The sequence below is a fragment of the Candidatus Magnetominusculus dajiuhuensis genome (assembly GCF_046044395.1).
In the GTDB taxonomy this organism is placed as follows: Bacteria; Nitrospirota; Thermodesulfovibrionia; order Thermodesulfovibrionales; family Magnetobacteriaceae; genus Magnetominusculus; species Magnetominusculus dajiuhuensis.
The window spans coordinates 1-22,514 of record NZ_JBJUSG010000023.1 but is presented as its reverse complement, the minus strand read 5'-3'; the positions used below and the strand labels follow the sequence as shown (position 1 = coordinate 22,514).

At 47.1% G+C, this 22,514-nt stretch carries 22 protein-coding genes; 7 read left to right on the top strand and 15 right to left on the bottom strand.

All coding sequences use genetic code 11. The annotated features are described in order from the left end of the window. Positions 1-2 precede the first annotated feature (2 nt). The 3 genes from AB7D94_RS05040 to AB7D94_RS05030 are packed head-to-tail and all read left to right on the top strand — an operon-like array spanning position 3 to position 3,030. Entirely contained in the window at positions 3-872 is an 870-nt protein-coding gene (locus AB7D94_RS05040) for an ethylbenzene dehydrogenase-related protein (RefSeq protein WP_420264639.1), read from the top strand. Between the two features lies 1 nt (position 873). Continuing rightward, entirely contained in the window at positions 874-1,578 is a 705-nt protein-coding gene (locus AB7D94_RS05035; RefSeq protein ID WP_420264638.1) for a TorD/DmsD family molecular chaperone, read from the top strand. 48 nt (positions 1,579-1,626) lie between these two features. Next, positions 1,627-3,030 (top strand): c-type cytochrome, encoded by a 1,404-nt coding sequence (locus tag AB7D94_RS05030; RefSeq protein WP_420264637.1) that lies wholly within the window; start codon positions 1,627-1,629, stop codon positions 3,028-3,030. 141 nt (positions 3,031-3,171) lie between these two features. Here AB7D94_RS05030 and AB7D94_RS05025 read toward each other — a convergent pair whose 3' ends face one another. Beyond that, positions 3,172-3,588 carry an archease gene (locus AB7D94_RS05025; protein ID WP_420264636.1) on the bottom strand — a complete coding sequence of 139 codons (417 nt, stop codon included), beginning with the start codon at positions 3,586-3,588 and terminating at the stop codon, positions 3,172-3,174. Positions 3,589-3,799: 211 nt separating this feature from the next. On the opposite strand from AB7D94_RS05025, the gene AB7D94_RS05020 reads away from it, so the two are divergent. Both AB7D94_RS05020 and AB7D94_RS05015 read left to right on the top strand, forming a co-directional pair. Continuing rightward, a complete protein-coding gene (locus AB7D94_RS05020) occupies positions 3,800-4,336 on the top strand; it encodes a hypothetical protein (protein WP_420264635.1) in 537 nt (178 codons plus the stop codon). Positions 4,337-4,445: 109 nt separating this feature from the next. Then, entirely contained in the window at positions 4,446-5,591 is a 1,146-nt protein-coding gene (locus tag AB7D94_RS05015) for a hypothetical protein (RefSeq protein WP_420264634.1), read from the top strand. Between the two features lie 31 nt (positions 5,592-5,622). Here the strand turns inward: AB7D94_RS05015 and AB7D94_RS05010 are convergent, their stop codons facing one another. From AB7D94_RS05010 to AB7D94_RS04960, 11 genes are all read right to left on the bottom strand, one after another. Next, a complete protein-coding gene (locus tag AB7D94_RS05010; RefSeq protein WP_420264633.1) occupies positions 5,623-7,239 on the bottom strand; it encodes a phospholipase D-like domain-containing protein in 1,617 nt (538 codons plus the stop codon). Between the two features lie 22 nt (positions 7,240-7,261). After that, a complete protein-coding gene (locus AB7D94_RS05005) occupies positions 7,262-8,890 on the bottom strand; it encodes a Fic family protein (protein ID WP_420264632.1) in 1,629 nt (542 codons plus the stop codon). 29 nt (positions 8,891-8,919) lie between these two features. Beyond that, positions 8,920-10,440 (bottom strand): endonuclease/exonuclease/phosphatase family protein, encoded by a 1,521-nt coding sequence (locus AB7D94_RS05000; RefSeq protein WP_420264631.1) that lies wholly within the window; start codon positions 10,438-10,440, stop codon positions 8,920-8,922. Between the two features lie 192 nt (positions 10,441-10,632). Then, the gene (locus AB7D94_RS04995; protein WP_420264630.1) at positions 10,633-11,358 is read right to left on the bottom strand and encodes a nucleotidyltransferase domain-containing protein; all 726 of its coding nucleotides are present in this window, start codon (positions 11,356-11,358) and stop codon (positions 10,633-10,635) included. Further along, positions 11,348-11,737, bottom strand: coding sequence for a HEPN domain-containing protein (locus AB7D94_RS04990; protein ID WP_420264629.1), 390 nt, complete (start codon positions 11,735-11,737; stop codon positions 11,348-11,350). The genes AB7D94_RS04995 and AB7D94_RS04990 overlap by 11 nt, the downstream gene beginning before the upstream one ends. Before the next feature lie 173 nt (positions 11,738-11,910). Next, complete coding sequence (locus AB7D94_RS04985; RefSeq protein ID WP_420264628.1) at positions 11,911-13,833, bottom strand: GGDEF domain-containing protein; 1,923 nt, start codon at positions 13,831-13,833, stop codon at positions 11,911-11,913. A 62-nt stretch (positions 13,834-13,895) separates the two neighbouring features. Beyond that, positions 13,896-14,375: a hypothetical protein gene (locus AB7D94_RS04980; protein ID WP_420264627.1), complete on the bottom strand. Its 480-nt coding sequence runs from the start codon at positions 14,373-14,375 to the stop codon at positions 13,896-13,898. Between the two features lie 55 nt (positions 14,376-14,430). Beyond that, positions 14,431-15,630 carry a sulfite exporter TauE/SafE family protein gene (locus tag AB7D94_RS04975; RefSeq protein WP_420264626.1) on the bottom strand — a complete coding sequence of 400 codons (1,200 nt, stop codon included), beginning with the start codon at positions 15,628-15,630 and terminating at the stop codon, positions 14,431-14,433. Between the two features lie 30 nt (positions 15,631-15,660). Further along, the gene (locus tag AB7D94_RS04970; protein WP_420264625.1) at positions 15,661-15,831 is read right to left on the bottom strand and encodes a hypothetical protein; all 171 of its coding nucleotides are present in this window, start codon (positions 15,829-15,831) and stop codon (positions 15,661-15,663) included. A 273-nt stretch (positions 15,832-16,104) separates the two neighbouring features. Beyond that, positions 16,105-17,631: a sensor histidine kinase gene (locus tag AB7D94_RS04965; RefSeq protein WP_420264624.1), complete on the bottom strand. Its 1,527-nt coding sequence runs from the start codon at positions 17,629-17,631 to the stop codon at positions 16,105-16,107. Positions 17,632-17,749: 118 nt separating this feature from the next. Then, entirely contained in the window at positions 17,750-18,199 is a 450-nt protein-coding gene (locus AB7D94_RS04960) for a hypothetical protein (protein WP_420264623.1), read from the bottom strand. Positions 18,200-18,609: 410 nt separating this feature from the next. Between AB7D94_RS04960 and AB7D94_RS04955 the strand changes: the two genes are divergently transcribed. Both AB7D94_RS04955 and AB7D94_RS04950 read left to right on the top strand, forming a co-directional pair. Beyond that, on the top strand, positions 18,610-19,044 hold the full coding sequence (locus tag AB7D94_RS04955) for a nucleotidyltransferase substrate binding protein (RefSeq protein ID WP_420264622.1): 435 nt from the start codon (positions 18,610-18,612) through the stop codon (positions 19,042-19,044). After that, complete coding sequence (locus AB7D94_RS04950) at positions 19,031-19,390, top strand: nucleotidyltransferase family protein (protein WP_420264621.1); 360 nt, start codon at positions 19,031-19,033, stop codon at positions 19,388-19,390. The genes AB7D94_RS04955 and AB7D94_RS04950 overlap by 14 nt, the downstream gene beginning before the upstream one ends. 25 nt (positions 19,391-19,415) lie before the next feature. Here AB7D94_RS04950 and AB7D94_RS04945 read toward each other — a convergent pair whose 3' ends face one another. From AB7D94_RS04945 to AB7D94_RS04935, 3 genes are all read right to left on the bottom strand, one after another. Continuing rightward, positions 19,416-20,789, bottom strand: coding sequence for a sigma-54-dependent transcriptional regulator (locus AB7D94_RS04945; protein WP_420264620.1), 1,374 nt, complete (start codon positions 20,787-20,789; stop codon positions 19,416-19,418). Further along, positions 20,786-22,282: a sensor histidine kinase gene (locus tag AB7D94_RS04940; RefSeq protein WP_420264619.1), complete on the bottom strand. Its 1,497-nt coding sequence runs from the start codon at positions 22,280-22,282 to the stop codon at positions 20,786-20,788. The genes AB7D94_RS04945 and AB7D94_RS04940 overlap by 4 nt, the downstream gene beginning before the upstream one ends. Continuing rightward, the coding region (locus AB7D94_RS04935; RefSeq protein ID WP_420264618.1) for a hypothetical protein at positions 22,249-22,514 on the bottom strand (266 nt) is incomplete at its 5' end. The genes AB7D94_RS04935 and AB7D94_RS04940, both read right to left, overlap by 34 nt.

Sequence of the window (22,514 nt, the reverse complement as noted above, 5' to 3'; positions counted from 1 at the left end):
CGATGATAAAACAACTGTGGTTGATATTGGCAATAGTGCTTGCGTTTGCGCAGGCCGCGTATGGAGAAGGGAAGGCCTTCGTGGAGATTACCTCGTTTCACAAGGACGTGGACGTATCGAAGGTCAGCGTAAATGACGACGTATGGAAGGGCGTTGATTCGTACAGGCAGCCGCTTCAGAGGCAGTTCCTCGTTGAGCCAAAGCCAAAGGATGTAGGTGTAAAAGAGGTGCATGTCCAGTCCATAAACGACGGCAAGTCCATCGCGTTTCGGCTGACGTGGAAAGACGATACTAAAGACGACACGCTGAAGATAATGGAGTTTTCGGATGCGGCGGCGATACAGTTTCCGATTTCCTCAAGTCCTCTGCCGGAATATTTTATGGGGGAGCCAAAGAAGCCGGTACATATACTTTACTGGAAGGCATGGTGGTCTAAAGACCAAAAAGAGGGGCGCCAGAGCGCTAGCACCGCCTATCCCAACATGACAATTGACATGTACACCTTTGATTACAAGGTCTCTGGCACGGGCACTGAAAAGACGCAGGCCCAAAAGGATATGTTTATCCCCGGAAGGGCGGCTCAAAATCCCATGTCTGCCACGCGCAAGGGGATAATAGAGGAGGCGTCGTCAGAGGGACCGGGTACCCTGAAGACGAAAAACACAGAAAATACTGAGGGAGACGCCCAGTGGCAAAACGGCTCGTGGACGCTTGTGATGAGAAGGCCGATGACGGTCACCGACAAGGAAAGCGTGCAGTTCAAGGCCGGAGAGAAGAAACCAATAGCCTTTGCCGTATGGGAAGGCCACCATATGGAAGGTGGCGGGCGTAAGGCGGTGTCCCCGGCATGGGCCGAAGTGTTGGTGAAATAGCATGATGGATGATGAGCTGGTTTATCTGTATAAGTTGGCCTCGTTGGGACTTCAATATCCTGATGGCGCGGGGTGGTCTGCGATAGAGAGAATCCTTACGGAAAGGGAGACGCTCTTTGAGGGTGAGGCGTTGCGGCTGGTCAATGACTTTCACGGGCAATTTGAGGGCGCGGCAATTGACGACATACGCTCAGAGTATTTGAGCATCTTTGACCTGGGCGGGCAGATTGCCCCCTATGAGACTGAGTATCTGACAGAGAAAATATCAAGGAAGCCGTTTGAACTGGCCGATATTGCCGGTTTTTACAAGGCGTTTGATTTGAGCGTCAATCAGTCGCTTGATGGCAGGGAGGTAGTTGACCACATCTCCGTAGAGCTTGAGTTCATGGCGTTGCTGAGCTGGAAGGCGCTTTATGCAGTTGAGATGAGCGCGAAAGAACACGAGGAGATTGTGCTTGACGCAAAGAGAAAATTCCTGAAAGACCATCTTGCAAGGTGGGGATTTTTTTACTGCCGCCAGATGGAGAGCCTTGATGGAGGAGGATTGTATAAAGGTCTTGGGAGGATTGTTGAAGCGGTGCTCACATTTGAGTGTGAAAAGTACGGCCTTGATAAGACCCTCTTTAACAAAGATTTAACGAGAGAGGCCTTAAGCGGCGTCAGGAGTGATACGCTGACTTGCGGTCTGCTGCCGGGGCAGCAATGAGAGCCGGCGGGATAGGGTCAACTAACAAATTAACAGAGAGGGAGGATTATGCACGGTAGATATTATTCATGGATGATATTCATATCGGCGGTGGTGCTGATAGTATTCACGTGGATGTTTATTCGCGGCGAGATGTCGCCTGAGTGGAAACCGTATCAGACGCAATACAAGGAGCTGGCCATAGCCAACGCAAAGGACGCCGACACCAAAAAGACGGCCATGGCGATGCCCCTTGAGGTCAGGCAGATATATCTCAACGGTCTGAGGCGTGTGGACAGGTGCACGAGCTGTCATTTAGGGGTTGACAACCCGGCGATGGCAAAAATGCCTCTGCCGCTAAAGACGCACAGCGGGACGTATCTAAAGAACCATACATCGGACAAGTTCGGCTGCACGGTCTGTCACAACGGGCAGGGCAGGGCGTTGGATATGGAAAACGCACATGGCCTTAAGCATGAGGCGCACTGGGATTCACCTATTCTGCCGCTTAAATATATCCAGAGCGCGTGTGCCTCCTGCCACGACGCCGATATGTTAAAGGACAATGGTGGTAGCGATGTGGCCAAAGGGGAAGTGCTGTTTAGGGAGCGCGGCTGTAAGGGTTGCCATAAGCTTGACGGCGTGGGCGGCGTTATAGGAAAGGCTCTTGACGGCGTAGGCTCTCAGCCGGTGGCGTATTTCCCTATGAAAAACATACAAGGCGAGAAGACGGTCTACTCATGGATGAAGGAGCACTTTGACGACCCAAGGAATGTGGTTGCCACCAGCGAGATGAAGTCTGATTTCACTGACGAGGAGACAGACCAGTTGACGACATTCGTGTTGTCGCTGCACTCGGACGAAATACCCAAAAAGTACAGGCGTCTTGGGAAGGGTTTGGAAGTCCCCGATACGGGCGAATATCTGTATAAGATGTACTGCGGTGCTTGTCATGCCTCCGGTAAGGATAGTGTTTATGATGAGGTGTTTAAGCGGACGATACCCTCGATTCAGAACCCGTCATTTTTGAAGGCGGTGGATAAGAAGTATCTCAAGACGATAATTGAAGAGGGACGAGCCGGTACTCAGATGACGGCCTGGAAGTCGTCCGCGGCGGGGCTGACAAACGAGCAGATTGATAAAATCGTAGATTACATCTCGCAGGATAAGCCGGTCAGCGCCTCCATGGGGTTTGACTGTGGGCCATATAAACCCGATGCAAAGAATGGCGAAGAGTTGTTCAGGGTACGCTGTGTAAGTTGCCACGGCGAAAAGGGCCAGGGTGGAGTTGGGCTTAACCTAAGAAATCCTGTGGTACAAAAAGGGGCAAGTACTGAGTTCCTTGCCATAACGTTGCGTGATGGAAGGGAAGGCACCCACATGGCGGCATTCGGACCAGGCGGCGCCGGTTTGAGTAATGAAAACATTGCCGATATCGTGGCATTTGTCAAGACGCTTTCAACTAAGAAGTGAGTTAAAGGCGGCAGGGATTAACAGGGATTAACGACGAAGGGGGATAATCCCCCTTCACCCCGTAATCTCGCCCACGTTTTATCTGGTGAGTTTGGGCTGCCGCCCGTTGGCGGCTTCCAGAACTCCAGCTATGTATTTTATTCAGATATCAAATATAATTATGGCAGTCCAGCCTGAATCGCCCTTTTCAAGTTGGAGCTTATGATATGTCGCCGCCTTTATCAGGTAACCACAGTCGTGCTTTTCTGGATTAAAATACTCGCCCTTGATTTCAGCGGCGATGTGGTGGTCGTCTAAGGATTCGACGGTTACTTGCCTTCCAATAAACCCGTCGGTGTCGAACAGGTATATGAGTTCATTAAGCCATGCGACTAAAAGTCTTTCGGGCGTGTCCTCGTTGATGGTTACTGGGAGTGGTATTAGGGGTTCGACATTATCTATGTTGGTTGTGAGGGAATAGAATCCAATCGCGGCGGTCTCAAAGACTGCCTCAATGGCCGGGGCAGATACCTTGATTCCCAAATCCCCCGATATGTCAAGTATTTCAATGTTTTCCATTGCTTAATAAATTAGCATTTCGGGCAGTTTGCGCGCAACCCGCCGCTTGTGTAATTGGCGTGGAATAATTGGTATGTATAACTATTGTTGTGTAATTATTGTTGTTGACAATATAATACTGTATTTAGTACATTATAAGAGGGCAGTAGCGCCGCGCGTTGTGTGCCGCGCCGTACGCCGTAATCTATGACGAGACCGTGGAGGGGCATGTATGAAAAAAATGTTGATAGTGGTTTTGGCATTCTGTATGGCGATTGCCTTCTGTATGAGCGGTCCGGTCACTGCCCAGGGGGCAACAAATGTTTATTATTACCTGCCATATTTAACGACCGTCTCTGGCGCTCAGGTCTACTGCATGGTTTCGAACTTTTCGACAGATGACGTTACCTCAACCACGTTTACCGTGATGGCAAGCTCTTTAAGCCAGGCATCACAAACAGCAAGGACATTTCCTTCTATTAATAACGTTGGAAAAGGCAGGACTCAACTCATAATCTTTAGCGGCCAGGCCATTACCGTGGACACCGGCACTCAGGTAGTAGACCTGACCTCAGACACCGGTTCGGCCAACTCATACGGTGGTACACTGAAATTCTCATCATCTGGCTCCACCGGCGTCAACTGCAAGACATTGTTGATGACCTGTTTTCAGGGAACCACCAATCCAAAGCGAAATTTGGTGGGTTATCTCTGCGAGGACGACAGCTCCTCAGGCCCGGGAAATACAAATAATCTCATAGGCTATTAACCACTCAAAATGGGTAACTAACCGTCTATACGGCTAACATTACCGCCCACACGGGTAGCATTGGGGCGGCAGTATTGATGCACAGGAGTGTGGATATGGTAATCAGAAAGTGAAAAATCGGAAAGTGAAAAAGTGGCTTTCGGTAAGGGTTATAGTGCTGGTGTTGTTGTTGGCGGTTATGATACCTTTAGTCGCAAGGGCCGTTGCGACCTACACCGTTTATATAACCATGTCAGGGACTGGTGGAGGCACTATAATCCCTTCATCAGGCACGATTACCTGGTCGGGCAACACGGGCACAACAACCGATAATGCGTCGTCAATGGTCGTGTTTTTTGTGAATCCGAGTTTGGGTTCGACGTTTTTGAGCTGGTCAGGGTGTGATTATGTATCAGATAATGGTACATGTACCTTGTCCCTGACCTCCGATAATAAGAGCCTGACGGTCAACTTCGGCGGTACGAGTGTATATACCCTTACGGTCAATAAATCTGGTTTTGGCACAGGGACGGTTGTTCCCTCAGTCGGCACTCTTACCTGGAGCGGCAACACCGGCACGGCGTCATATAATGCCGGCCAGACGCTTGTTTTGTACCAAACCCCGGGTTCGACTTCAAAATTCTCATACTGGACAGGTTGTGACAGCGTCTCAGACAACGGCACGTGTTCTGTAACGATGAGACCAAACACGGTAATTAATATCAGGTTCACAGGTTATCACAATGTTGTTTACAGCTTTCCTTATTTGCATACAGCGGACAGCGCGGTCGTTTATTGTGTCGTGTCAAATTTCGCTACTGACAATGCCACTGGAGACAGTTTTACCGTTATGAGCAACCAGCAGCAGATACCAACCCAGACGCCTTATAACCTCCCCACTGCCTTCACAATTAAAAGAGGCAGGACAGCAAGGCTCACATTTAATAATCAGCAGGTTACCATTGATAATATGTCGCTACTCACTATCAACAACTATAAGTATCTCAGCGACAATTCCACTACCGGCGACAATACAACTTCCGACAACACCACCACCCTCAGTATTGCAGGCGATACTTGCGTCAATTGCTCTTATGGGGCAAAAATCAGTTGGACATCAGCCTCAGCCACGATGACGTCGGGAATAGATTGCCGAAGCCTGGTGATGGCCTGTTTTCAGGGCACTACGCTTCCCAAACGCAACCTCGCCGGCTACCTGTGCTCCGACGACAGCGTAAGCGGCCCCCACAACAGACCAAATCTTATAGGTTATTAGCCCCCCGAAATCAGTTATTCGTGGCCAATTACTACTCGTGGCCTATCCTGAAGGATTCGCATATCTTATTTGCCTCTTGTACGAAGTCCCACGCCACTCTGCCGTCCCTTATAACCGAAAGCACCTCGTCTGAGTGTATGCTGGCAGGATACCAGTTGTATGATTCAGTTATGACGGTGAAGTTGTCAAAGACTGCAAACTTATGGTGCAAGGGCGAGTAAATGCTCTCGTGGTAGTAGACGAAGGCGAGTTCCATCCAATTGTCCCTGAGCCGCTGCACGGGTTCCTTCAGTGGCCGCCACTTGCTTTTGTCCCATGTTTCGGGCAGCGCCCCCGTGTGGGCTATCATACCGTTGAGTATGATTCTTACGTGTACGCCACGGTTGCGCGCGTTTATCAGGGCTGTGACTATGTCTGTTTCCTGATGGTCGCCTGAGGCAACACCGGTCATCCACCCTATGTCGAACATGGATACTATTATTGATAGTCGGGCATTGTTTATCTCGGTTATTATCGCGTCCTGGGGACGGTAGTAATCTCTGAACGGGGTGTAATAACTGCCGAATGAATAGTAGAGATTGTATCTGCTTTCAGGGATTGTTTGTATCCTTTGGATGACCCCGCCTTTTATCGCACAGTAGATATTTGCGTAGAGCGTGGCAAATTCCCTTGAATAATACACAAGGCCGTTTTCCCAGTTGCCGCCCCACAGGTGAAAGTGCAGGTTATACGAACTTGAGTGGACGACCTCACCATCAAAGATTATGAATTTTGTGTGCATACTGGCTATGCCGTGTGACGGGTCGCCGGGATTGTTTCGTACTATGCCACAGACAGGGATGCCCGCGCGCCTCATCTTCGCGATATTCTCTGTGGCGTTCATCGTGCTCACCGCCGACCACTCGGCATAGCATTCAACCTCTACGCCCTTGTTCTTTGCATGAATCAGGTGCTCGGCAATGTGGTAGTTATCCGGGTCAAATATGGCCATGTGAATATAGTGGCGGCCATTGTTGTCCTCTTCTTTTCGTTTTATTACCCAGTCTATGTGCCCGTGCAGTTCGTGAATGGGGTGCTCAGCGCTCCATGTGTTTCCTCTGGTAAAATACGGCCTTATCGGGAGATGGTCATAGTGGAAATTTATTGTGTTGAGGGCGTTTTGTACGTCCGCATGATTAAGTTCATAGGTCTGGTATGTGTTAATGGTATTAAAATAAGGGTCATTAAAGTCGCCGGAGTCTATGCAGCCCCTGTGAAAATCGTCAAGTCCGGCGAATTTATAATCATACTGTGATGGAATTGACACGCCGTCTTTGTGGATTATATAGGAGAACTTAATGTGCGTTATCTGGCCATGCAACCCCTCGTACGGGAAAAGCGGGAGCTGATGGGTCTGCCATTTCTGCCAGTTGTCGCCCCAGTGTCCGCTCTGGTAGGCGTTCATCAGATAATACTCCACGGCGTTGTCTTCCCTGAAGACCTTTAGGACAACGCGAAGTGCCTTGTCATCGGCATAGTTGTCAAACGCGAACCCTATACCGCCGGGAAAGTTCGATATCTTCCAGTTTTGAACATTGTTAACGAAACGTCTGCCGCCTATCCACTTATAGCTTGGGTGGCAGTATTGCTCGGCAAATCCTTTTTCCATAGTTACCTTTGTATTCCATAAGTTACCTTTGTATTTTATATGAGTAATTCAGGCCCTTGTTATTGTGGATGTAACCACCCTCGTGAGATACGACACAGCAGTTGAAATAGTCGCATCCATAGTGATAGTCGTGCAGTTCAATGGAGAAGTCTATATCGAATGCCCTTGCGCCGTTTATATCTGATTGTATCTCTTTTATGAAAGAATTGTGTCTGATGTTAAACACATGCTCCCAATCGCCGCGTTCTATTGCCGAAAATCCACAGTAAATCGTCATGTTATAGAGATAGTGTTCGTTGGGAAACACGACCATACACCTGTCGTGCAGGGCGCTGAACAGCGGCTCATCACCCTCCACGATGTAAGCGAGAAAGTGTACCTCCAGCTTTTGAGGCCTGTCGTCTATCTGGCGAAAGTAAAACCCCGAATCAAAAGATACATTGTATATCTGTTTTTTCAGGAAGCCGAGGTGCTCAAGTTTCCACCTTTCATAAAAGTATGCCTCTACGGCGACATTTATCCTGTTTCTGACATAATTGTGCATGTCTTCAATCGAACCGCCATAGCGCGGCAGGGCAAGAACCTCCTCGTCCTGGGAAAAACTTATCGGGGGGATGCCCTTTTTGAGCAGCATATAGTTCAAAAAACACTTGCCGACGCGCCCGTTTGAATCCCAAAACGGGTGAATGGCGATGAACATGTAATATGAACGCGACAGGTCATAAATAAAGGTGTCAAGGTTATGAAAGCTCTGGCTGGTTTCCCATAGCACGTACTGGAGGTCTTTGACTTCTCTTTCGAAGTTGCCGTTGTCAAACGTAACGCCATTTTTGTCGGGGAAATCGAACGGCCTGAAACTCCCCGCGTTAGGTACGGTTTCCCTCGACATTGTCAGATGGATTTTTTTTAATAACTCAAGGCCGATCTCGGTAAAGGTATGCAGGGATGAGAAGGTCTCTTTGTACATTTCAAGGAAGTTTCTATTGCCGATAATTTTTAACTCCTGAGGAGAAAGCGCATCCTCATGCCCGACCGTGCCTTTCATAATGGTCATGGAGGAGCAACCCAGGTGCAGGAACAACTTCTGAAATATAGCGGTGTTGACGTTCCACGCGGTCTCCTCTCCCATTATCTTAAAATAGTGCCTCAGGTCAAGCCGTATGGGAGGTGCTACGACGGGGGTGTTTTCCTCCGCGCTTCGGCCCAGCATATCGCAGAGCTTCTGTATTATGTGGGCTGAATTCATTGAGGCGAGGTCTTTGGCGGAGATATCAATGAGCGCTTTTATATTCGCTGAGTATTTGTTAAACCTATCGGTAAGCAGGAGGTATAAATGTTGCGCGTGTTCTTTTTTTAACGCGCCGAAGGCGTTTAATAAATCTATGTTTACGCCGTATCCCCTGTATCCTAATGAGTTGATAACATCGCATTTTCTGTCGCTTTCTGAGATGGTATGGTCATAGAGTTCCCTGTTGTAGTGCCATTTCATGTAGTAATACAGGAGATGTTCGGTGTCGTGGGCCTCCTGATACTCCAGTTCACCAAGCTCACGCAGTATCTGGTGGAATTTTCCCTTCAGTGTGTCGAAAATTGTCTGGCAGTGGTGGTCCCACTGGTATGCCAATACGAATTGTCCTGCTCTATGGGGCATTAATCTCTACCTCTCACTTTGTATGTATGTTATTCGATGACGGCATAGACCCCTATGTGGTCGCTAAGAGATGGATCTCTGAGAATAAGCTGAGCGTCGTGTACCCTGACACCACCCCTGACCATTATATAGTCAATTCTGGTATGGGGATTTGCCGAGTTAGGAAACGTGTTTCCACCGGTCTTATGACACGCCCTGTAGGTGTCGGCGTATCCCTGGTCCCTGAGAAATGTTATGACTGGCGAGTCCTCTACATCGTTAAAGTCACCCGCGACAATGGTACAATAGACGCCGTCTCCATATATAGAATCAAGGGATTTTAGTAGTTTTTCCGCCTGGGCACGCCTGACATCAGGGTCTCTGCTGTGGTCAAGATGCACTGAGGCAAAGACAAACCTTCGACCATATATCTCTACCTCGGCAGCGGCCGCAAAGCGTTCCATCAGGGGGCGCACTCCCGCTGTGAGGCCATTATTCAGGTCAATTGTCTGAGGATTTTTCATGGAATATCTGCACGACACGGCCACCCCTTCCGGGTATTTATCCATAAACAGGTGGCAGTAGCTATAGTGGGTCCTGTAGTAATAGCCCGTTGTCTTTGTCATTAACGCGGCGATTTGGGCACTGGTTTCCCCAATACCCGCCCCGTTTATGACCTCCTGATAGACGCATAGCTCAGGGTCATTGGCACTGAGTTGACCGGCTATCTGTCTGAAACGCTGTGCGTCGTTTTCGTGTGTTCCATGGAGGTTGAACGAGCAGATTCGGACAATCTTTGGATTTAAGGCGCGATATTTCTGAAAATCCTCTTCTGTTAATATCCCTGTGAGGGAGTGTTTTGCAAATCTGTCGTTAATCCTGTAAACATATTCCTTTACGCAGTGATACTCCTTCGCGATGGTCTCAGCGGGTACGCCTGACCGCAGAAGGGCAATCATATCAAGACGCCGCAAAACGGGGTCATCCATGTTCATATTATCCAGCCAGTGCCTGATGTTGCTGCCTGAGAGAATGCCATATACGCCACTTTGAGCGAATGCCGCGTTGACCCTGTATAGGTATTGAACATCGGTGTGGAACTCTCCGGCAATCTTTTCTGGCGGCATTCCAGACCGCAGAAGGCGAACCATCTCAAGACGCCTCAGGACGTCGTCGTCGCGGTTGAGTATCTCTATCCATTGAGCGCCGCCGAGTTCTCTGTCCAATTCGACGCCCACCCCCTGTGCGCTCATAGCTATCCACATCTCGCTTAATTCCTTCGCCAGCGCATCGTCGCCTTCAATAATCTTTCTCAATTGAAGGCGGAAGGACGCACGGGCGTCATCGTCCAATGGCAATTCGGCGGCCTGCTGCATAGCGTCTTTCAGGGCTTGCCGTTGTTTAAGCTTAGGGCGGAGCTTTTCCATGATGGCCTTGGCCCACATAAAGGCCAGCTCATCAATGGGTACGGCGGGCACGGCCGCTGCCTTCTCTGCCGGAGGCTGAAGCAGATGTGGTATAAAAGGCATGAGAAAGCTCGTAATACCGTATAGCAAAGCCTTGATGTCCAAATGCCCCCCTTAAACTATTTTAATGCCTGGTTATTTTGACTGCTGTATATTACCAGAAACGCTTATCTTTATTCAATAGTAAAATATGCAATAACGTGTTAATTTTATACATGTGTATGCGCTGGGACACTGTACCATGTGGAAATAAATGGCATGGACACGCGTCAGATGGCCCAAAGGCGAAATGCTTAATTATACAGGGACGGACGCCGTAAGTTTTTTGTATGAGGCGGCCAAGGACTTCGACTCTTCGGATTCCTCAGCCTCGAGCCGGAGATTTTCTAATATTAGGCAGATAGTCTTTGATATCTCTATTAAATCCTCATGGGTTTTAGTTCCACAGATAAGCCTTTCCATTACATTGGACAAATCATCCTGGCCTATGAGTTTAAGCTGCCAGGCCAATTCCGGCCTTGATAGAGGAAATATTTTATTGCGTAACAACAATGCGCGAGCTATGTGTGATGCTGAAAGCAGAAACTCCTCCTCAGCATTATCCCAGTCGTCGTCCATTAATAGTTGAGATGCAATGGATTGAGCTTTTTTGGCATGTCTGATTTTCAAGCGCCAGTCCGGCCAAATGTCAATGCCTTCAGAATTCTTTACCGTATTCCACCAGCCTGAGTAATCCATCAATAGTTTACCGAAACGGACTGCCCACTGCTGGAAATCGTTCCCGTGAATAAGTTTGTCGGTAAATTCATTTCTTGTATCAAAGATAATGTGAACATTAAGGGGTACTTTCCATCTCCTGATTCGCTCGGGTGTTACTACGATAAAATCCATATCACTGCGCCAAGTCTGCTTATTTCGTGCATGTGAACCTACTAAAACTACAGACGCCTCCTTGTCCACACGCAACAATCGAAGCTGTGTGAGTATTTCGCTCAGATATGTAGTATACAGTTCATTCCTCATCGAAACCTTCTATAGCCTTCCCGACATCGGCAATAAAGTCCTCTAATTCAGCAGCCATGTCTTGCAAATCAATACTTAACAAATCCGGACCCGGCTCATCATATTGAACATCTTTTCGTAATGAATTAAATTCCTCTATCTTGTCGCCGACATCAATGGAAAGATATTTCTTTTTATACAAATCCCGTGCAACCTGTGCTTTAGAAAAATGAGTCTTTTTCCAATTAATGCCAAACCTTTCCGCTGCCGCAACGACGGCATTTTCATAAGCATAAAATGCCCACATGACAGCCTCTTCGCTGTCTTCGTTGTTACAGGCCTCCAATGCCCGTTTCATATGAACTTTAGCTTTCTTTAATTTGTCGCGGACATTTTCCATCTGCTCACTCCTCTTTAGAGAGACGCATTATATCAATATCTTATTATAATTACTGTTATGAGTGAAGTCAATGTTAATTTTCAATAGCAAAATATGCACTAACGTGTTAATTTTATACATGTGCATGTGCGGCTACACTTTATCATGTGCATTGCGCCCTGTGTGCACACCCGTCAGACGTCTTTAGCCATGTCGGGGGTGTATTTTACCGACTTGTTTCTGCCCGTTTGTTTGGCCTGGTAGAGGGCGATGTCGGCGAATTTTACCGCCTCAAAGAAATTATCTGAGTCTGTCGGGAACTCGCTGATTCCCATGCTGATTGTCTTTTTCAGGGTGGTTGAGCCTATTGATATTTGCGTGTTTTCAACTTTTTTCCTGATACCATCAGCCATTTTCTCTATGGAGCCTCCATTTTCAACATCGGGGAGTATCATTATGAACTCCTCGCCGCCGTACCTCACAAGTATGTCTGAGTCTCTGATGCTGCCCCTCAGGACTTCGGCTATGGTTTTCAACACGGTGTCGCCGGCGTCGTGTCCGTATGTGTCGTTTACCGACTTAAAGAAATCAATATCACACATGAAGATTGCAAGGGTGGTTTTTCTCCTCAGCACGCCAGAGACGATAATCTCAACATATTGTTCTAAGTGCCTTCTGTTTTTAAGCCCTGTGAGGGCGTCGGTGGTGGAGAGTTCCTTGAGTTCGTTTTGCAGCCTTTTTGCCCCAATTGCTGACAGCGACGCGTCAATGTAGTGCAGGGCAGTGGAGATTTTTGTATTAACCGAGTTCATATCGCTCTCGTCCGTCTTGTCAAAGATAAGCTGAACAACCGCAACTGAGTGTCCATGGATAAACAGTGGCACGCAATAATAACCCATCTCAGCGGGACACAAAAATTCTCTGCAGACATCAGCATACTCGGCAGAGGAAATATGGTGGCCTGTTTGCAGTGCCCTGCACTGGCTGCGGTTTGAAAGTATCTCCTTATTACACAAGATTGGGGTATCCTGTGGGATTCTGTGAGCCGCCGTCATCAGGGTTTTTTCCATGACGGTGTATATAGTGAAGTTGTTTATAGCAATTTTTTGTTCTAAGACGGCCGCAAGCCTGAAAAATACGTCTTCCACTTTGGAGTCTTCCTCGATGATTTGTTTGAACGAATTGATATTGATGAACCATTCGGTAAACGACTTAAATTGCCTGAAGAGTTCCCCAATCTCGCCCTTTTCGCCGATGTGCAGCAATTCGCCTGAAATCGTAAGTCCACCGGAGGAAATTTGACGTATGTACGAGATTATCATCTTTATAGGCTCCATTATTGACCGGTAGAGCCTTAAAAGATACAGCGACAACAATAAGCACGCCATAAATAGGGAAACTGCCATCGCGCCGACCGAATACTTTACGATTCTAAACGTAAAATCATCCTTTATTGACTGCGTCTGTTTTGAATTTGCCAATGAAAATTCACCAAATATGACAATAAAATCCGTTATTTCCTTGTCTATGTCCTGAATTCTTTTCAGAATCAAGTTGAAATCGGCCTCATCACCGGGTGTTTTCGATTTCAACGTTACCAGAGTTTCAAACTGCTCACCTATTGACCTGGCCTTCTTCTTTGCCTCTGAGATGAAAGATTTTCTATCTTCCGATACCGCCGTAACGTTTATTTGGTCAAAGACGAATCTGACATCGTTTGATGAGTCCCTTACGAAGCCGCCTTCGGACAGGGCATTTAGAAGCTCTTTAACCTCTTCGAGCCTGTTACGGCCTTTTTCGATCTGCTGTTGAACTATATAGTGGTCCTTAAAGAGGGCAATGTCGTGGGCGGAGATATTTACACCCCGAATTTTTCTCGTGATTATCTGTGAGACCTTGTCTTGTTTGGCAATTTTCTCAATCGCAGAGGAGTTAAAGCTAAACGATGCCAGATTAAATATTCCAATTGCCGCGAGGACAAAAAACCAGATCAGTGTGCCTAAGTAAAATAGTAAAAGCCTCCATCTTACCTCCATGTTCCGAAACACAAGTACGTCAACGAACAAACTGACAAACCTGAGAAGTTTGTCCATCATATGATTTCCTTTTATATCCATAGCGGAAAAATGTATCTCCTTCTCCCGCTACTATAACTTAATTTGCCGGCCAGCGTCCATTACTAAGATATCACCAGCACCACATTGCAGCTTTCAAGCGAGGAATTGTCAGTTTTTTCAATTCTGTAGTCCTTTTCGTCGTGATATGCCACATGGGTCACGTCACTGGTCGGCATAGGGACTATTATTATCGTATTAACATCAGGCTCTTCGGCCTTTATTTCCTCTATAACGTCCTCTATTGCCCCAACGCACTTGTCAAACACCGCATCTATTGCCCTGGTCTTACAAAACCCTTTTACACAATCGAAAAAGGCCTCCGCCTCCCGCGCTGCCTGTGCCTGCATCTTGTCATGCAGGCCGAACTCATAAACCGAGAGGAATGTCCTCTCCATGATGCTGAACTCTGGTACAACTGCCTTTATGTTGAGGACTGAGTCCAGCATCTTTGCCGCGTCACTTCCGTATATTATTGACTCCTTGTACGTGAAACCCGGGTATACTATCACTGTTACCTTGCCATTGCTCTTATCTTCGCTCATCTCATAGTCCTCATTCAATCTCACAGGTTTCACGTTAATCTCTCTCTGAGCAGCCTTATACTTCCTGCCCGATTGCCCTTGACTGTTGTACAAGTTTCCTTTCCTTTATTATACCCTGTACCATCTGAACCACGATTATCAGGCTTAACGCGCACGCCGAACCCAGCATCAGGTATCCTGAGTAGCTGTTCCATACCTTCTCAAGTGAATACGCTGACTGCATCGCGGCAGATTGCGTGGCTATCCATGCCTTTACAGCCACCTTGTTCATGACTATCCAGTCTTTTATCTCAATCTTGTCCTGTAACCCTGTCGTTGCCTTTACCCATTTCATAAGCATCGGTTCGTAGTCGCTCTTATAGCCGGAGGATATGTGCTTGAAGATGACCGATACACCAGAAAGCAGCATCGTAACCGCGAAGTATAACCTTATTACGAGACCCTTTACGTACTTGGTTGCCGTTGTTCCAAACTGCGCCCCAATCGCCGCACCAGTGAGCATTACTACTGCCGCTATCAGCTCTACCCTTGCCTTCATCGCGTACGAAAACGCACCGTATGCCCCTGATATCATCACCTCAAACAGGTCTGTGCCAACCGCTATTGTCGTCGGGCACCCTATGAGATATATCAACGAGGGCATTCTTATGAAACCGCCGCCTACACCTAAAAATCCGGCCAGAAACCCGGTAAACATTGCAACTCCACCTACTACCCACAACGATACGGTCAGCCCCGATGTCTTCAGATGTATCATCGGCCACAACTGAAGATTATGCATCTTCTTCGCAAGGGCAGACACCCCGGCGTCCTGTATGTCCTTGCCCTGAGATTTTCTCACACTGTTAAGTTTAAAATACTCCTGCAGCATATAAGTGCCGAGGCCAAACAGCAGCACCATGTATGTTATCCTGACAATCGGCCCTACGCGTCCGATTTTCTCAAGGTACATGATGAGTGTTGCCCCGCCCTCTATACCTATTGCCGTAAACACAACCATAATCAGACCCAGTCTTAGGTCAACATTGCCCAACTTCCGGTGTTTCATTGTAGCTACGATCGATTTCCCCGCTATATGGGCCATGTCCGTGCCTATGGCATACGCCATCGGGAACCCGAATACGTTTAATGCCGGTGTTACCATAAATGCGCCGCCTACTCCGAAAAAACCTCCTATTACGCCTACCGTCAACCCCAGCAGCACCAACTGCCACGCCATTATCTCCACACCTGCTATTGGTAAGTATATCTCCATCTGTTTACTCCTCCTTGTAATAAACCCTGATTAGTGGTGAATGTCTATCTTGTTTGTCTTAATGCCGAGTATTCTAAAAAACAACTCGATTGTAGAACCTAACACCAGGCCTAGCCCCGACATCGTCACTACTGTCAGGATTGCAAATCCCGTGTGATCTGTCTTGTTCAGCTCCGTTATCCATGCGAATAAGTTTTCCATTGTGCCACCTCCTTTTGTCTTTCATGGTATATTTGTTGTCTGCTTATGAGCGTATCGCTTTATGCAAGTGTAATTATCAAGAAGCGTGCCAGACAAACTATATATATATTACAAGTAGTTAGGGATTTATAGGTGCGCGTGGTGCAATGAAATATTGCATGTAAATATGTTGCCTGGTGCCTATATCTCTGATTTCCCGTGAATGTTAGTGCCTGTGGCTGTACGGTTTACGGAAAGGAGACGGTTTGATTGCATGCAATAATTGACTGCATCTTACTTGGAAAGCGGGAGGAGGATTTTCATTGTGGCGCCATTTCCCTGCATACTTTGCTCTACTGTGATTGTGCCAGAATGGCGTTCTATGGCGGTTTTGGCGATAGTAAGGCCAAGACCGGCCGCATCTTCATCTGTCGTAAAGAATGCGTCGAAGACTTTCCCTGCGATGTCATCGGGGATTCCCTGTCCTGTGTCAGAAATAAATATTGTGGCATTCTGGTCATCCATTGTGCCGGTTACTATAACTTTCCCACCGTACGGGGTGAAACGCAAGGCGTTAACAATGACGTTAACAATGGCAAGGTGGACTATTGCGGCATCAATTAAGAGTTTCTCTGGAAGCTGCGCTATGTTTGATGAGATTGACACGTCACGGTAAACGTCAGAAGCAGTCTTAATTGCATCAAGGACAAGTAGTTTTATCCGGGTTTCAGCGATGTCCAGCGGTTTTTCTTGTACCATAACGAGGATTTTTTTTGACATGTCCCTAAGGGCGGTGTTTTGAGACATGATTTCGGATTGTCTTTGTAAGAGTGTCTGGTCAGCGGCGTTGATTTTTTTAGTCGTATCCTTCAGGTTAAAGTTGAGTTTGGAGACGATGCGGTTATAAGCGCCGATGAAGGATTTAACCTCATCAGGGGCATTAGTTTTTATTACATGGGTGAAAGAGTCTTCGCTTATCCTGTCGAAGGCATGTTCCATATCCCTCATTACTCGTATCATGTTCTGTGAGACCATGTAACCGATAGCGATGGTGCTGAAGATTATAAACAGGGCGGCATAGAGAAAGGCCCTCTCGCCGTTTATCATAACGGTGTTGATGTGGGCGCGTTCTTTGCTGGAAAACCCGGTTGTGTATTTTTCTATTTCTCTGGCACAGGTCCTCATCTGTTGCAGAGTATCGTTTTGCACGGAGTCATTTCTAACGATTTCACCGAAAGTATTCAGGTATATCCCGACGGTGTTTTTAATGGCCGGGTCGGAGTCAATTAATGAATTCGAAACATCGTATACCTTGTCCAGGGCCTTTCGGTTCCTGTTTAATAAGTAGTCCTTTTCATATTTTCTCAGCAGTAGGGCCATGCCATTATCGGATGCTTTATTTTCTACATCCACACCAAGGGGTCTTATGTCTTCCATAAGCCGATGTTTTTGTTCTATTGTGGCAACGAGGGCGCCAAAGGTGTCTTCATAGAGGTCTACGTTTTTCATCAGATTGAAATAGTATCCCGTGTTTGTCCTGAGGACGATTTCTTTCTCTATGGTTTTGGTTTTGGCCCTGAGTGCCTCAATAGAATCGTGAAAGAGCCTGAGGTTTTCTTTTTCTTCGATTAATAAGAGGATATTTTTTTCATAGCGCCTAAGCTCAAGCAGGAGCAGATTTATATCATCAACTATCTCAATGATATTAAATCTTTGATATATGTTGCTGACGTTTCTCAGTTCGACATAAATCAGGGCCAAAGATATGGCTATGGGGAAGATCATGTTGATAATTATCCTTTGCCATAGTTTTAAGCCCATAGTAGTCTACAAAATAACTTAGTTTGACGGCTTATGTCAAACACTGAAATGCAGGCGGCGCTGCCGGTGGTGAATGCCGACGGCGCCCATTGCAAAAATACGAGGATATTATGCCGGGCTAATCCAGCACTAGCACTACGGCGCACTCTTGTGACTGTGCGGCGGGACTCAATTGTTTCTTCCCCGAAGACACTACCCTGGTGAGCGTCTTTGACGGTGTCGGCACTACGATCAACTCCACGTTATGGTTGTTCTGCCTGACGTGATCAATGACGTCCTCGATACTTCCCCTGTAAACGCTGAACTCTGAGGTGATTCCCTTGCCCTTGCAATAGTCCTTGACTACATCAAAGAACTTTATCGAGTCTCTTTCGACGCTCTCAGTCAGGCTGTGAATAGGGCCGAATTCGTACATGCTGATGGCAGCCCTTTCAGAGTTACAAAATTCGGGGATGATTCCTATCAACGACAGAGCCGAGCCGGTTTCGCTTGCACTTTTACTTGCGTACGATATGGATTCCTTATAGTGGAGTCCCGGATATACGATTACAGCGATTTCCTTACTCATAACGTCCTCCTATGTTTAGTTGGTGTATTTGTGATTGTCTGTTACATATGTTAAATCAAGAATCGTGCCAGAGGTTGATATGCCGTAATATAGCGGTATGCCGTTTAATGAGGTGCAGTGATTTGTTGCATAATGGAGCCGGTTATTGCGCCGGATGATTCCCAAACTATGAGTAATATAGCTGTCTTCCCCGTATTTTCAATTATTGCGTTTTTTCTTGCATGCAATAATTTCTTGCAGGTAAAGGGTTATTGAGAATGCTGAGGTTACGGCTGACATAAGGTTGCACGTTTCCTTCTGCCTGACATCCTCTGCCATCCTGTTGTCGCTGCCTATACAATAGTGCTAACATATGTAAGTTAATAACAGAGAGGGCATAACGTGGCACGTGAGTGCCGTCGGGGGATAATGTGATTCTGAGAACCGGGCATTTGGCAAGATGTATAAGAACCCTTGAGATGTCGTTGGCCATGCTGCGTAGTGTAAGGCCTGAGACTGTAGAGTACGAGATATTTAGAAACGCGGTGGTCAAGGGGTTTGAGCTGACACTGGAGATGTCTGTCAAGCTGCTTCGCAAGGCATTAAAATCCTACACCGGAGCGCCCCGCGAGGTGGACGCGTGGACATTTAAGGATACTCTGCGCTATGCCGGCAAGCATGGACTGATGACAACCGACGCCGTAGAGCGATGGTTTAAGTATCGCGACAATCGCAACAACACGGCACACGACTATGGCGCGGGGTTTGCAGAGGAGACGCTTGTCCTATTGCCTGGCTTTATAGATGATGCTGTCTCCCTTGAGGCCGCGTTTCGTGAGAGGTTTTCTTCCTATGCACCGGATTGACCTGCACCCCCAATGGTTGAAGACCATAGAACGTCTGATAGCCGGGCATCTGCCGGATGCCGAGGTGATGGCCTATGGGAGCCGCATAAGTGGTACGGCACACGAGGGGAGCGACCTTGACATAGTGGTGCGCAATCCATCCACTCCCGATAAACCGTTTGATAATTTGCCAGCCCTGCGTGAGGCCATATCCGACAGTGATCTACCGATACTGGTAGATGTTCTTGATTGGGCAAAAATCCCCGACGGTTTTCGGGCAGAGATAGAGAGGCGGCACGAGGTGTTAATAAGAGGGAAGGGTCGGGTAATGCCAACACGCGTTCATAGAAGTAAGAAGATTCTATAACAATCGAATCATCAATAACCCCTATTTAGCCTTTTAATTGTTCAATATTGATATTAAAATCCTTAATCTTTTGCTGGAGGCTTTGGCGGTGGATGTCAAGCAGTCTTGCCGCTTGGGATATGTTGCCGCCGCTTTCTTTTAATGCCGCCGTAAGAAGTGTCTTTTCAAATTCATGCAGGGCGGATTTCAGCGGTTTTGCCGATTCGGCCATTGCGGGTTTTATCTTCGTGTCCTTTATTGATTTCGGAAGGTCTTCTACGGTTACAACTGACCCCTGAGCAAAGGTTATGCAGTACTCTATGGCATTTTCCAGCTCCCTGACATTGCCGGGGAAGTCGTAGCTTGTCAGCGTGTCAATAGCCTCGGGGGTGAGTTCAGCGATTTTTTTGTCGGTGCGTTTTTCGGCATATTTTGATAGAAAGTGTACGGCCAGAAGCGGAATGTCCTGGCGCCTTTGCCTAAGTGGCGGTATATGAATGGAGATAACGTTTAACCTGTAAAACAAGTCCTCTCTGAATGCGCCCTCGGACATTGCCTTTTCAAGGATGCGGTTTGTTGCCGCTATAACCCTGGTGTTCACCTTCGTCGTGTGCGGACTGCCTACTTTATTGAATTCCCCTTCCTGCAGAACCCTCAGGAGTTTTACCTGAAAGTCTGGTGTGGTCTCTCCAATTTCATCAAGGAAAAGTGTTCCCCCCGATGAAAGCTCCAAAAACCCGGTCTTGTCCCTCACTGCGCCGGTGAACGCCCCCTTTACATATCCAAACAGCTCCGCCTCAATAAGTTCCCGCGATATTGCCCCGCAGTTTACGGCGACAAAGTGGTTATCCCTCCTCTGTGAGGTATAGTGAATGGCACGCGCGACGAGTTCCTTTCCTGTGCCCGATTCTCCGGTTATCAGGACGTTACTGTCGCTTGCCGCGGTCTGGCGGATCATCTTAAACACGTCCTGAATAGGTTTGCTTTTGCCGACGATATTTTCAAATCCGAAGGAGTGGTAAAGTTCCTGTCTGAGGTGTTTGATTTCATCTGTAAGGGTTATCTTTTCGATTGCATTTTTACATATGATTCTCACCTTGTCAATGGACAGGGGTTTTGTAAGATAGTCATATGCGCCGCTTTTGATTGCCTCAACTGCCGTCTCTATGCTTGCGAAGCCCGTTATCACGATAATCTGGCACAAAGGAAGACGGGCCTTCGCGTGTTTGATTATGTCCAGCCCACTTATGTCCGGCAGTTTGAGGTCGGTAAAAATGATCTCGAAATCCCGTTCTGTTATCATAGGGATAGCCACAGCGCCGATATGGGCGGTTGTAACATCGTACCCATCCTTCTTAAACAGCATCTCAAGGGAGCGGCAAATCCCTATCTCATCATCAACGACAAGGATTCTTATCATAACTCTGTTCCCATAATTTTAGTTAGATCCGTGTCTTCGACGGTTAAGCCGATGGGCAGCTTTATCTTAAACACCGTCCCAGTTTCGCTGCTGCTTGATACGGTAATCAGGCCATGATGGCTTTCGATAATTTTTTTGGTGATTGGCAGACCGAGGCCGCTTCCGCCGAATTCTTTTTTTGTCGTAAAAAAAGGCTCGAATATTCGGCCAATATGCTCCTCAGGGATACCCTCGCCGGCGTCGCTTATGGTTATCACAGCGTAGGCGTCCTCAGCAGAGGCTCTTATTTCAACACCGGCACCCGGCGGCGATGCCTCAAAGGCGTTTGATAGTATGTTAAACAGGGCGTTGTATATGAGCGAACGGTCCATGGATATTACCTGCGGCACATCTGAGATGGACGTAGTAAGGCCGACGGCCTTGCCGACGTTTTGTCTTAGTACACTGTCTGATACCTCTTTAATTAACCTGACGATATTTACATCTGTCATGTTCAATGGCTCTTTTCTTGCGTAGTCGGTTAGTTTTCGTATTACGTCCTGGCAGCGGTTGATTTCCATCAATATGAACCTGATATCTTCCTTTTTGGGGTCAGCGCCATCTATCTCTTCATAAAACATCCCAAGCATCAACGTGGCTGATGACAGGGGGTTGTTTATCTCGTGGGCGATTTCGGAGGTAATAAGCCTCATAGCGGCTGCCTTTTTCGACTCGACAAGCGTCTCTTGTTTTTCGATAAGTTCTCTGTTTGCCTCTTCCAGAGATTTGAGGGTTTTATCGAGTTCGGCTTTATACGCCTTAAGTCTTTCTATCGTATGGTTATAGACATCTATCAATGCTGTAATCTCCTCGGGGGCTTCGATGTCATATATCTTTTTAAACTCTCCCTTTGAGAGCTTTTCAAACGACTTTTCCATTTTCTTAATGACTGTTATGACCTTTTTCGATAATAAATAACCTGTCATTGATGTAACAGTAATGAGAAATAGAATGGATACGATCAGGTAGTGCTTAATCTCATAGATGGATACTTCAATTTTCTGCCTTTCCTGAATCTTGAAATCATAAAGTATTGCCTCAATATTCCTCGCTAAAACACGCATGTTTTTTATTATGGCGGTTTTATCTGACGTATCTTCTATCAGATGATTTGCCTCGTCTTCATAAGCAGACAGTTTCTTTTGAAGTTCCGCGTAATCGTCCTTGCCTATGGCGCCGACGATTACCATTTCGATGCTTTGCACTTCTCTTTTTAAATGCTTGAGGTTTTCATAAAACAAGATGGTGTTTAAATCCTCGTGGAACAAGAGTATATTTTTTTCGTATCTCCTAAGCTCAATGAGTGTCATGCTGATATCGTCTGCGGCCTCCATGAGCATTATTTGCTGAAAGATCAGCTTAAACTTATCTATTTGGTATATAAATACGGCGACAGTTATCAGCGTTGGGACAAGGATGCTTAAGAAAATTCTTTGCCAAAGTTTAAAGCGCATATAATATAGTCTCCCACAATCCTGTCTTTCACGAATTCTGCCCTATACTGGTCTGCCACTGATCTACTATACATTAGCATGTCAGGCAGTTTGGTGTAAACATTGCGTGGCCAGGGCAATCGCATTTGAAAAATAAAGCGGAAGATACCTATTGCAATCATTCCGGCTTTGTCCCTTTCCGTCATTCCGGCTTGTCCGGAATCGTGCGCCTGTGAGTGTGCATAGTCAGAGG